Source organism: Acidobacteriota bacterium (assembly GCA_030697165.1).
In the GTDB taxonomy this organism is placed as follows: Bacteria; Acidobacteriota; Vicinamibacteria; order Vicinamibacterales; family UBA2999; genus 12-FULL-67-14b.
This window is the reverse complement of record JAUYQQ010000008.1, coordinates 332,756-344,786: the sequence shown is the minus strand read 5'-3', so window position 1 is coordinate 344,786 and position 12,031 is coordinate 332,756. Positions and strand designations below refer to the sequence as shown.

Sequence of the window (12,031 nt, the reverse complement as noted above, 5' to 3'; positions counted from 1 at the left end):
CGACCTAGTCGAGACTGATGAAGCGGTACAGCACGCGGATCACGCGGTACGCCTCGGGCATCGACCCGGCGGGCGCGCGGATCCAGGTCCTCGTCTGGTCGTCGCCGATCACGCCGCTGATGCCTTCCATGTCGACCGAGATGTAGACCTTCTTGCCTTGTGCGGATGCATCAAACGCAACCACGAAGGACGCGAAGCCATCTTTCAAAGACAAGACAGGCATTTTGGTATTCCTTGAAAGAGTTACTTCGTGTCCTTCGTGGTTCTTACTTCGTGTCCTTCGTGGTTAAGGGTTCGTCTCCGGCAGTTGCAGCACGGCCCGGACGAAGTCTTGTTCCGGCAATCCGCCCATGATCTCGATCGTCTCGTTGACGATCGTCTTGGGCACGCCGGTGACGCGGTACTTACGGCTCAGGTCCATGAACTCCGTGGCCTCGACCGCGTCCGCGGTGATCAGCGGGTTGGCGGCTGCCATCTTGTGTGCGAGGACGACCGCCCTCGGACAGTGTGGTCAAGTGGGTGTCGAGAACACCTGGATGTGAGTGGGCGTGGTGACCGCCTGCACCCACGCCATGGTCTCGGGCTCGAGGTCGATCTTGCCGGTCCCCGCGACCAGGATCGCCTCGACCAGGCCGACGAACTCGTAGCCGGTCGGCGCGCCGTACATGCGCATGCGGGTATCGACATCGTTAGCCAGGATGACGATGGCCGGGGCCTTGTCGACCTTGTACTTGGCCTTGTCATCGAGATCGAGGACGAAGTTCTTTTCGACCACGGTGATCTTGTCGTTGAGGCCGGCGATTTCGTCGAGGATCTGCTTGGCGACCGGACCGCTTTCGGATCCGCCGAAGGCCTGCGTGAAGAGCAGCAGCTGTACGGGTTGGGTGATGGTGGAGAGATGTTGCTTGAGCGTTGCTTCGTCCTGCGCGCTGAGTAAGCCCATGCCTCGATTATCGCTCACCGGCTCGCCAGTGGAGGCGCAATGGAAGCCCGACACTAGAACTTGAACAGGTCGTCGAAGGCCTTCTTGGCGCCGGTCGGCTCCTTGGGGTTCTGGCTCACGGCCGCGGTGGTTTCGCGCTCGAACGAGGTCCGGCCCGAGAACAGCGGGCAGTCGTTGGCGACGTCCTTTGGCGAAACGCGCGCCGGAATGCGCTCGGCGCATTCGAGGCTGGCACTCGGGTCGAAGTTCACGCACTGCACACAGGAGCGCAGGTCGACCTGGCATTTCGGGCACTTGCTGCGCGACATGATCTCGGCATCGACGATGGTGCCGCAGCGGGCGCAGCGGGCAACCTGGCGCGACGACATCATGCGGGGGTTGCGCGCGCCTTCCGACGAGATGCGGCGGGCGCCGGCGGGGGCGCCCGGTTCGCGCTCGGGCTTGGGCGTGGCCGGCCGATCGGGGCGTGGCCCCGAAGGGCGGTCGCTCTCTTGATACCCGCGCTGTTTGTATTTGCGATCGTCGGACACTACGGCTGCTCCCGCGCCGAGGTGATCTTCATAGGGGGCAGAATATACGCGCGGCTGATGTTGGCGGGAAATTGTTTCTTGTCGGGAGGGTAATTGCGGGTCGGGAGGGTGTTACTTGTCGGGATCCCGACGGGAAGTTCCCTCCCGTCAAGGATTGCCTTCCCGGCAAGGTGTATCGCCCCGTCAAGAACCGGGAGGCAAGAATTGCCAAGACGCATGGCGCTGGGTTTAACAGTGGGGGAAGCACCGGGTGGCCCATCACCATGCGCTGGCAGGATGCTAGTTATGCGCGCACAAGATGCGTTTGTCAAGGGACCGTCATTAATTGTTCTTATGGAATATCTACTAATAGTGGTTGGTCTGTTGACCAACTACTACGTGGATTCCGACAAATACGGTCGCATTTGCGCTACCTGAAGCCTTGTGGAAATGCCGGGGACTTTTATATACAATCCCAGCTTGCGAAATTTTTCACAAAGGTCGCTCCCGAAGATATTCGGGTTAAAGTGTGCGACTTCGGCACTGCTATTTTGAGCTGGTGCCCTAACACCCGGGGGCTGCAAGGGACGCATGTCGCAGGTATTCCCAAAGAGCGCTAACGCCTGGTCCAAGGCCAGCGTGCTCGCCATCGTGTTCGTGCTGCTCAGCCTCGGCTGGGTGGTGCTCACGCTTCAACGTTCTGATTTCGTCACGTCGGCCAATCAGTTCGTCGAGCAACCCGTGCAATTCAGTCACCAGCACCACGCTGGCGGCATCGGCATCGATTGCCGGTACTGCCACACGTCGGTGGAGGTGTCGTCGTCGGCCGGGATCCCGCCGACCAAGACCTGCATCAACTGCCACTCGCAGATCTGGTCGGACAGCCCTTACCTCGAACCGGTACGGGCCAGCTTCCGCGACGACACGCCGCTCAACTGGGTGCGCGTGCATGACCTGCCCGACTTCGTCTACTTCAACCACAGCATCCACGTCACCAAGGGTGTCGGCTGCGAAACCTGCCACGGCCGCGTCGACAAGATGCCGCTGATGATTCAGAAGGTCTCGCTCCAGATGGAGTGGTGTCTCGATTGCCACCGCGACCCGTCCCGCTTCGTGCGGCCGCGCGAAGAGATCACGACGATGGGCTACCAGCCGGCCGTGGCGCAAGCGGAACTGGGCCCGCGCCTGGTCAAGGAATACAAGATTGCCGGCCTCGCACACATGACTAGTTGCTCGGTATGCCACCGATGAAACCGATGCACGCAGACGAAACCGATCCGAAGGCGCACCGGTCCATGAGCGCACCGATTGACCTCCAGGCCGTGCGGGCCCGACTCGAGCAGAAGGGCGGACCGCAGGTCTGGCGCAGCCTTGAAGCGGTCGCCGAAACGCCCGAGTTCAAGGACTACCTGCACCGCGAGTTCCCGACCAACGCGTCGGAATGGCTCGATCCGGTTGGCCGCCGCTCGTTCATGAAGCTGATGAGCGCGTCGATGGCGCTCGCCGGCGTCACCGCCTGCACCGTGCAGCCGACCGAGCTGATCGTCCCGTACGTGCGCCAGCCGGAGGAAACCATCCCCGGCAAGCCGCTGTTCTTTGCCACCGCCATGTCGCTTGGCGGCGTCGCCACGGGCCTGTTGGTCGAAAGCCACGAGGGCCGCCCGACCAAGATCGAGGGCAACCCCGACCATCCCGCCAGCCAGGGCGCCACGGACCTGTTCGCGCAGGGTTCGGTGCTCACGCTGTACGATCCGGACCGTTCGCAGACCATCACGCAGCTCGGTGAAATCCGCCCGTGGAGCGCGGTCATTGGCGCGGTGCGCGGCGGCTTGTCGGCGCAGTCGGCCACCAAGGGCGCCGGCCTCCGCATCCTCACCGAAACGGTGAACTCGCCGTCGCTGGCGGCGCAGATTCAGCAGGTGCTGCAGCAGCAGCCCAACGCCAAGTGGATCCAGTGGGAGCCGATGCCGCGCGACAACGCCCGCGCCGGCGCCCGCACCGCATTTGGTGAATATCTCGAGCCGGTCTACGACCTGTCGAAGGCCGATGTCATCTTGTCGCTCGACGCCGACTTCCTGGCGTCGGAAGGCGCCGGCAACCTGCGCTACGCGCGCCAGTTCGCCGGCCGCCGCCGCGTTGAAGAGAGCGCCGACAACCTCAACCGCCTCTACGTCGTCGAGTCCAACCACACGGTGACGGGCGGGCGCGCCGACAACCGCCTGCCGCTCAAGTCGAGCCAGGTCGAGGCGTTTGCGCGCGCGGTCGCGCAGCAGGCCGGCGTGGCCGGCGTGACCGGCACGGCGCCTGCCGGCAGCGAAGCGTTTGTCGATGCGGTGGCCAAGGACCTGGCGGCGCATCGTGGCCGCGCGGTGGTGATGGCCGGCGATTCGCAGCCGCCCGCCGTGCACGCGATTGCCCACGCGCTCAATGCCGCCATTGGCGCGGCCGGTGAGACGGTGTCGTACCTGCCGACCCCTGAAGCCGTGCCGACCGAGCAGCATGCGGCGCTGCGCGAGCTCGTGACCGACATCGAGGCCGGCCGGGTGCAGATGCTGGTGATCATCGGCGAGTCGAACCCGGTGATGAGCGCGCCGGCCGACTTCAAGTTCGCCGAGGCGATGAGCAAGGTCGCCCTGCGCATCCACTCGGGCCTGTTCTTCGACGAGACGGCCACGCTCAGCCAGTGGCACGTGCCCGCGGCGCACTACCTCGAGGCGTGGGGTGATGCGCGCAGCTTTGATGGCACCGTGTCGATCGTGCAGCCGCTGATCCAGCCGCTGTACGGCGGCAAGTCGGCGAACGAAGTGATCGCGACGCTGTCGGACCGCCCCGAACGCGCCGGCTACGACGTCGTTCGCGAATTCTGGGCGGGTGAGGCTGGTAGGGCGGGTCAGGCGGGTGGGGTAATACCAGCCGCGACCGCACCCGCCCTACCCGCCCCACCCGCCCCACCGGCCCAACCCGCCGCCACTTTCGAACTGTCCTGGAGAAAGTGGCTCCATGATGGCTTCATTGCCGGCACGGCGTTCACGCCGTCGGCCGCGGTGGTCGCGCCCGATGTGGCCAGCCGCATCACCGCGGGTGCCGCCGTTGGCGGGATCGAGATCAACTTCCGCCGCGACGAGACGATCTACGACGGCCGCTTTGCCAACAACGGCTGGCTGCAGGAACTGCCTAAGCCCGTGACCAAGCTCACGTGGGACAACGCCGCGTTGATGGCGCCGTCAACGGCCGAAGCCAACCAGCTGCACACCGGCGACCTCATCACCATCACGCACGACGGCCGGACGCTGGACGTGCCGGTGTGGATCACGCCGGGTCACGCCACGGACGCCATCACGGTGTCGGTCGGCTACGGCCGCACCGCCGCCGGCCGCGTCGGCAACCTGGCGGGGTTCAATACCTACCTGCTGCGCGGTTCGGCCTCGCCGTGGTTCGGCGAGGCGACGATCGCCAAGACCGGCGACACCTACGACCTGGTCGGCACGCAGGACCACTGGTCGATCGAAGGCCGCAACATCATCCGTTCGGCCACGCTCGAGGAGTTCAAGGCCAAGCCCACCTTCGTCAAGGAGATGGAGCACCTGAAGCTCGACAAGCGCATCTCGCTCTACGCCGACAAGGAGTACAAGGGCGACCAGTGGGGCATGGCGATCGACATGAACGCCTGCACCGGCTGCTCGGCCTGCATCATCGCGTGCGTTGCCGAGAACAACATCCCGGTGGTCGGCAAGGCGCAGGTCAAGCGCAACCGCGAAATGCACTGGTTGCGCATCGACCGCTATTTCTCGGGCAACCTCGACACCCCCGACACCTATTACCAGCCGATGCCCTGCCAGCAGTGCGAGAACGCGCCCTGCGAGGTGGTGTGCCCGGTGTCGGCGACCGTTCACAGCGACGAAGGCCTGAACGACATGGTCTACAACCGCTGCGTCGGCACCCGCTACTGCTCGAACAACTGCCCGTGGAAGGTGCGCCGGTTCAACTTCCTGCTCTACCAGGATTTCACGACGCCGCAGTTCAAGATGCAGCGCAACCCGGACGTCACCGTCCGCAGCCGCGGCATCATGGAGAAGTGCACCTACTGTGTGCAGCGCATCAACGCCGCGCGCATCCAGTCGAAGCGCGAGGATCGCGCGATTCGCGACGGCGAGGTGGTCACCGCCTGCCAGGCGGTGTGCCCGACCAGCGCGATCGTGTTCGGCAACATCAACGATCCCAACAGCCAGGTGGCCAGGCTGAAGTCGAGCCCGCGCAATTACACCACGCTCGATGACCTCAACACGCGGCCGCGCACGACGTATCTCGCGGCGGTGCGTAACCCGAACCCGGCACTCCCCTCGAACCCGATGGTCGGCGGCCACCATGCCGGCACCGAGGATGGGGGCGGACACTAATGGCGATCAAGACCAAGACCGCGTTGCTCGAAGAGTCGCCGGTCATTCTCCCGGGGCACGACTTCGAGACGGTCACCGAGACCGTCGCGGAAATCCCGCTGTCGAAGCGCTTCCCGCTCGGCTGGATTGGCCTGCTGCTCGTCGGCCTCAGCCTCGCCGGCGCGCTGCACATGGCGCTCGGCTACCTGGTCCTCAAGGGGATCGGCATCTGGGGTAACAACGTCCCGGTCGGCTGGGCGTTCGACATCATCAACTTCGTCTGGTGGATCGGCATCGGCCACGCCGGCACGCTGATCTCGGCGATTCTGCTGCTGTTCAAGCAGCAGTGGCGCATGTCGATCAGCCGCTTTGCCGAAGCCATGACCATCTTCGCGGTGGCCTGCGCGGCGATCTTCCCGGTGTTCCACACCGGCCGTCCGTGGCTCGCCGCCTACTGGCTGTTCCCGTACCCGAACGCGATGGGCCTGTGGCCGCAGTTCAAGAGTCCGCTGATCTGGGACGTGTTCGCAGTCTCGACCTACGCCACCGTCTCGATCGTGTTCTGGTATATCGGCATGATTCCCGACATGGCGACGCTGCGCGACCGCGCCGTGTCGAAGGTCAAGGCGACCATTTACGGCATGCTGTCGCTCGGCTGGCGCGGGTCCGCGCGCCACTGGCATCGCTACGAAGTGGCGACGCTGATTCTCGCCGGTCTGTCGACGCCGCTGGTGCTGTCGGTGCACACGGTCGTGAGCTTCGACTTCGCGGTCTCGGTGATTCCCGGCTGGCACGCCACCATCTTCCCGCCGTACTTCGTCGCCGGCGCCATCTACGCCGGCTTCGCGATGGTGTTGACGCTGGCCATTCCGGTGCGCCGGTTCTACGGCATGGAAAGCCTGATCACCATGCGCCACATCGACAACATGGCCAAGATCACGCTGGCGACCGGCCTGATGGTCAGCTATGGCTACGCGATGGAAGCGTTTTTCGCGTGGTACAGCGGCAGCCCGCACGAGCGGTTCATGATGTGGAACCGCATGTTCGGCCCCTACGGGTGGTCGTACTGGACGCTGATCGCGATCAACATGGTGATGATCCAGTTGCTGTGGTCCCCGCGAGTGCGCCAGAACACCACCGTGCTGTTCGTGATGTCCTTGCTGATCGGCGTCGGTATGTGGCTGGAGCGGTTCGTCATCATCGTGACCTCGCTCAACCGCGACTTCATCCCCGCCTCGTGGGGCATGTATTACCCGACGCAGTGGGACTTCATCACGTTCTTCGGAACGATTGGCCTGTTCCTGACGCTGTTCCTGCTGTTCCTGCGGTTCGTGCCGATGATTTCAATCTTCGAAGTCAAGATGCTGCTGCCGCAGTCGAAGGTGAAGGGCGACCATGCACACTAACGAGCCGACCAACCGCCTGCATGGCGTGATGGCGGAATTCGAGTCCGCCCAGGCCGTGGTCGATGCCGCGCGCAAGACCATGGCGCAGGGGTTCACCAGGGTCGAGGCCTACTCGCCGGTCCCGATCGAGGAACTGAACGATATCATCCACCGCAAGCGGACCAAGCTGGCGCAGATCGTCCTGGTCGCCGGCCTCACCGGCATGGCCACCGGCTTCGCGCTGCAGTACTGGGCGTCGGTGATCGAATATCCGATGAACATCGGCGGGCGCCCGCAGGCCAGCTGGATCACCTTCATCATCCCGTCGTACGAACTGACGATCCTGTTCGCCGCCCTGTCGGCGGCGATCGGCATGATCGTCCTGAACGGGTTGCCCCAGCCGTATCACCCGGTGTTCAACGTCGAGCGCTTCGCGATGTGCAGCTCCGACAAGTTTTTCCTGGTCGTGGAGTCGGCCGATCCGAAGTTCGACCAGCAGGGGACGGCGGAGTTCCTGCGCAGCACCGGCGCGAAGGGAGTCTACGACGTTGACGAATAAGTTCACCTGCGCATTCCTGGCCGCCGCCTCGCTGTTGGTCGCGGGCTGCCGCCAGGACATGCACGATAATCCGCGCTACGAGGCCTACGAGGCCAGCCCGATGTACCCCGACGGCCGCGCCTCGCGCTCGGCGCCGCTCGGCACGGTCGCGCGCGGCTGGCTGCGCGATGACGAAGCGCTCTACACCGGCAAGGTGGCGGGGCAGATGGTCGAGCAGTTTCCGTTCGCGATTGCGCACGCCGACCTGGCCCGCGGCCAGCAGCGCTACAACATCTACTGCACGCCCTGCCACGGCAAGCTCGGTGACGGCAACGGCATGGTGGTGCAGCGCGGCCTGCGCCAGGCGGCCTCGTACCACCAGGATCGCCTGCGCCAGGAAAAGACCGGCTACTTCTACGACGTGATTACCAACGGCTTCGGCGCCATGCAGGGATACGCGGAGCAGATCCCCGTCCGCGACCGCTGGCTGATTGTCGCCTACGTCCGCGCCCTGCAACTCAGCCAGCACGCGTCGGTCGACGACGTGCCCGCCGACCGGCGCGCCGATCTCGACGCGCCACCGGCATCCACGGAGAGACATTAATGGCGGGCCGACGCGCCAGCCATGCGAACCGCTCCGTGGTCGCGGTTTCATTTCCGGAGAGTAGACGCCAGTGACCGTCACTTCTGAATCGTTCAAAGCGGGCGAGACGCCGCTGCCCGGCCTGAAGCAGTTCGGCCTGATCGCGGCCGTCCTGGGCGTGGTGCTCACCGGCGCCGGCTTCATGATGTCGGGCGCCGACCGCTTCTTCCAGGCCTACCTGGTGGCCTACACCTTCTGGACCGGGGTCGCGCTCGGCTGCCTGGCGCTGCTGATGGTGCAGCACCTGACCGGCGGCGCCTGGGGCGTGGTCCTGCGCCGGCCCATGGAAGCCGCGGTCCGCACGCTGCCGTTCATGGCGGTGCTGTTCCTGCCGATCGCCTTCGGCATGCACTCCCTCTACGAGTGGACGCACGAGAGCGCCAAGACCGACCCATTGCTGATGCTGAAGGCCGGCTACCTGAACACGCCGTTCTTCCTGGCCCGCCAGGCCATCTACTTCGTGATCTGGTCGGTGATGGGTTACCTGCTGACCTCGTGGTCGGCCGAGCAGGACCGCACCGGCGATCCGGCGCTGGCCGGCAAGATGGAGCGGCTCTCGGGCGGCGGCCTGGTCGTCTACTTCCTCACCATCACCTTCGCGATGGTGGACTGGACGATGTCGGTCAACGCGCACTGGTTCTCGACCATCTGGGGCATGCTCTACATCGGCGGCCAGGGCCTGTCGGCGTTCGCGTTCTGCATCATGGTGCTGGTGATGCTGGCGCAGACCGCGCCCATGAACAAGGTGGTGACCACGCATCACTTCCACGACCTGGGCAAGTTCCTGTTTGCGTTCCTGATGCTGTGGGCGTACCTGTCGTTCTCGCAGCTGCTGATCATCTGGTCGGCGAACATCCCGGAAGAAATTCCGCACTACATCATCCGCTGGGAAACCAGCTGGCGCTACCTGAGCGCCTTCATCATCATCGGGCACTTCATCGTGCCGTACGCGCTGCTGCTGTCGCGCGACCTGAAGAAGAACGCCGGCAAGCTGAAGGTGGTGGCGATCTGGATCATCTGTGCCCGCGTGGCCGACTACTACTGGCACGTCGCCCCCGAGTTCCACAAGGGCGGCATGAGTTTCAGCCTGCTCGACATCGCGCTGCCGCTGGCGCTCGGCGGGATCTTCATTTCGATCTTCGTGTCACAGCTCGCCGGGCGCCCGCTGCTGCCCGTGAACGACGCTGGGCTGGATAAGGCACTGAGCCATCATGTCCACTAACGAGCACCTCAACCCCCACGACGTCGAGTACGGGCCCAACCCGCCCGGCGCGCAGTACGAGCACACCGACATCGACACGTCGGTCGGCTACAAGTTCGCGCTGTGGCTGTTCGTCGCCATGCTGATCTCGGTGGCGATCGTCTATGGCACGTTCTGGTTCTTCGAGAACCGGTCGCAGGCCGCCGATGCCGCGGCGCAGAAGTACCCACTGGCGGTCGGCCAGCAACGCAACCCGCCGGTGCCGAACCTGCAGATGCAGCCGTTCAAGGACATCTACGTGCTGCACGAGGGCGAAGCCCAGAAGCTGGGCAGCTACGCCTGGGTCGACAAGGACGGTGGCGTCGTCCGCGTGCCGATCGACCGGGCGATGGAATTACTGCTGCAGCGCGGGCTGCCAGTCCGCGCCGATGGCGGCGATGGCAAGACCGTGGTGCCCCAGGATAGTTCGTCGGGGCGAACGATCGCCCCTCGATGATCTGGCGATTTGGTGATTTGGCGAGCTGGTGATTGTGGTCCGGATTTGGTGATTTGGTGATCGGATGATTTGGCGGGGTGAGCTGCGAACGGCGGTGATGGCGATGAGCGCGGTCGCGCTCATGACGGCGGTCGTGTCGGCACAGGGCGCGGCGCCGGGGGTTCGGCCCGCGCAGTCGCTGCCGTCGGGCCAGGTGCCGGGCGTGCTCGGCCAGGTGGCGTTCGAGCAGCGCCTCAACGAGCAGCTGCCGCTCGAGTTGCCGTTCACCGACGAAACCGGCGCGACGGTGAAGCTCGGCGACTACTTCGGCAAGAAGCCGGTGGTGCTGGCGTTCGTCTATTACGAGTGCCCGATGCTGTGCACGCAGGTGCTGAACGGCCTCGAAAGCGCGCTGCGGGTGATCAACGAAACCGTCGGCAAGGAATTCGACGTGGTGACCGTCAGCTTCGACCCGCGCGAGACGCCGGTGCTGGCGGCGGCCAAGAAGGCGGCGTACCTGGATCGCTACAAGCGGCCCGAGGCGGCGCAGGGCTGGCATTTCCTGACCGGCAGCCAGGCGTCGGTCGACGCGCTGACCAAGGCGGCCGGCTTCAGCTACGTGTGGGACGAGCAGTCGCAGCAGTTCGCGCACGCCAGCGGCATCATCGTGGCCACGCCCGAGGGCCGGATGTCGCGGTATTTCCTCGGCATCGACTACTCGCCGCGCGACGTCAAGTTCGCGCTGATCGAGTCGTCGGCCGGCAAGATCGGATCGCTGGCAGACCAGCTGTTGCTGTACTGCTACCACTACGATCCGAACGCGGGGAGCTACGGCTTCGTGGCCATGAGGGCCGTGCGGATTGGTGGCGCCGCCACGCTGGTGGCGCTGTTTGGATTCATGTTCGTGTCGATTCGGCGCGATCATCGCGCGACCGGACACTAGCTAATGACAATATTCGGCATTCCAATATTCCCAGAGCAGGCTTCGACGTTCGCCAAGGACGTTGACGCGCTGTATTTCTTCATCTTCGCCGTCAGCGCGTTCTTCGCGGTGGTCGTCGCGATAGCGGTGATTTACTTCGGCATCCGCTACCACAAGACCCATAACGGCGAGATTGGCGCGCGCATCGAGGGCAGCCTGCCGCTCGAGCTGCTGTGGAGCGTGATTCCGACCATCATCGCGATGGTGATGTTCGGCTGGGGTGCCACGGTCTACTACCACCTGCGCCGCCCGCCCGCCGAAGCGATGCACATCTACGCCGTCGGCAAGCAGTGGATGTGGAAGTTCCAGCACCTCGAAGGCCAGCGCGAGATCAACGAGCTGCACGTGCCCGCCGGCCGGCCGATCAAGATCACGATCAGCTCCGAGGACGTGCTGCACAGCCTGTTCTTCCCGGCGTTCCGCACCAAGATGGACGCCATCCCCGGCCGCTATACCGAACTCTGGTTCGAGGCGCAGACGCCGGGCGAGTACCACATCTTCTGCACCGAGTACTGCGGCACCAATCACTCCGGCATGATCGGCACGGTCAAGGTGCTGGAACCGGCGCAGTACCAGGCGTGGCTGCAGGGCGGGGCCGTGGAGGGCACGCTGGCGCAGCGCGGCGCCAAGCTGTTCAACGACCTGGCCTGCTCGACCTGCCACCTCGACACCGGCCAGGGCCGCGGGCCCTCGCTGAAGGACATCGTCGGCAAGATGGTCGAGCTGCAGGACGGCTCGACGGTGCTGGCGGACGAGGCCTACCTCCGCGAATCGATCCTGAACTCGCAGGCCAAGATCGTGAAGGGCTTTCAGCCGCTGATGCCGACCTTCCAGGGTCTGGTCAGCGAAGAGAACCTGGTCGCCCTGATCGAACACGTCAAGTCGCTGTCGCCCAATGCGACCACGGCAGCAGCGCCCGCGACGGGCGCCGCCGCCGCCACGCAGAATCCGGCCGCCGCCGCGGCTGAGAAGAAGTAAG

Annotated in this window: 12 protein-coding genes and 1 pseudogene; 9 read left to right on the top strand and 4 right to left on the bottom strand. The window is 64.8% G+C overall.

Translation table 11 applies throughout. From position 1 onward, the window contains the following. Positions 1-4 precede the first annotated feature (4 nt). The 4 genes and pseudogenes from Q8T13_07825 to Q8T13_07810 form a co-directional block, all read right to left on the bottom strand. Entirely contained in the window at positions 5-223 is a 219-nt protein-coding gene (locus tag Q8T13_07825; protein ID MDP3717655.1) for a hypothetical protein, read from the bottom strand. Between the two features lie 63 nt (positions 224-286). Beyond that, positions 287-499: pseudogene (locus Q8T13_07820) on the bottom strand (thioredoxin family protein). 12 nt (positions 500-511) lie between these two features. Beyond that, positions 512-943 (bottom strand): hypothetical protein, encoded by a 432-nt coding sequence (locus Q8T13_07815; protein MDP3717654.1) that lies wholly within the window; start codon positions 941-943, stop codon positions 512-514. Positions 944-996: 53 nt separating this feature from the next. Further along, positions 997-1,473 (bottom strand): hypothetical protein, encoded by a 477-nt coding sequence (locus Q8T13_07810; GenBank protein MDP3717653.1) that lies wholly within the window; start codon positions 1,471-1,473, stop codon positions 997-999. Between the two features lie 570 nt (positions 1,474-2,043). Between Q8T13_07810 and Q8T13_07805 the strand changes: the two genes are divergently transcribed. The 9 genes from Q8T13_07805 (at position 2,044) to coxB (ending at position 12,030) form a co-directional block, all read left to right on the top strand. Beyond that, positions 2,044-2,703 (top strand): cytochrome c3 family protein, encoded by a 660-nt coding sequence (locus tag Q8T13_07805; protein ID MDP3717652.1) that lies wholly within the window; start codon positions 2,044-2,046, stop codon positions 2,701-2,703. 44 nt (positions 2,704-2,747) lie between these two features. Continuing rightward, a complete protein-coding gene (locus Q8T13_07800; GenBank protein MDP3717651.1) occupies positions 2,748-5,849 on the top strand; it encodes a TAT-variant-translocated molybdopterin oxidoreductase in 3,102 nt (1,033 codons plus the stop codon). Beyond that, positions 5,849-7,234, top strand: a complete 1,386-nt coding sequence (gene nrfD / locus Q8T13_07795; protein ID MDP3717650.1) for an NrfD/PsrC family molybdoenzyme membrane anchor subunit — start codon at positions 5,849-5,851, stop codon at positions 7,232-7,234. The genes Q8T13_07800 and nrfD overlap by 1 nt, the downstream gene beginning before the upstream one ends. Then, on the top strand, positions 7,224-7,772 hold the full coding sequence (locus Q8T13_07790) for a DUF3341 domain-containing protein (protein MDP3717649.1): 549 nt from the start codon (positions 7,224-7,226) through the stop codon (positions 7,770-7,772). The genes nrfD and Q8T13_07790 overlap by 11 nt, the downstream gene beginning before the upstream one ends. Beyond that, complete coding sequence (locus tag Q8T13_07785; protein ID MDP3717648.1) at positions 7,762-8,355, top strand: cytochrome c; 594 nt, start codon at positions 7,762-7,764, stop codon at positions 8,353-8,355. The genes Q8T13_07790 and Q8T13_07785 overlap by 11 nt, the downstream gene beginning before the upstream one ends. Positions 8,356-8,425: 70 nt before the next feature. Beyond that, on the top strand, positions 8,426-9,616 hold the full coding sequence (locus tag Q8T13_07780) for a hypothetical protein (GenBank protein MDP3717647.1): 1,191 nt from the start codon (positions 8,426-8,428) through the stop codon (positions 9,614-9,616). Then, positions 9,606-10,091 (top strand): hypothetical protein, encoded by a 486-nt coding sequence (locus Q8T13_07775; GenBank protein MDP3717646.1) that lies wholly within the window; start codon positions 9,606-9,608, stop codon positions 10,089-10,091. The genes Q8T13_07780 and Q8T13_07775 overlap by 11 nt, the downstream gene beginning before the upstream one ends. 64 nt (positions 10,092-10,155) lie before the next feature. Beyond that, the gene (locus Q8T13_07770; GenBank protein MDP3717645.1) at positions 10,156-11,013 is read left to right on the top strand and encodes an SCO family protein; all 858 of its coding nucleotides are present in this window, start codon (positions 10,156-10,158) and stop codon (positions 11,011-11,013) included. A gap of 3 nt (positions 11,014-11,016) precedes the next feature. After that, on the top strand, positions 11,017-12,030 hold the full coding sequence (gene coxB / locus Q8T13_07765) for a cytochrome c oxidase subunit II (GenBank protein ID MDP3717644.1): 1,014 nt from the start codon (positions 11,017-11,019) through the stop codon (positions 12,028-12,030). Position 12,031 lies beyond the last annotated feature (1 nt).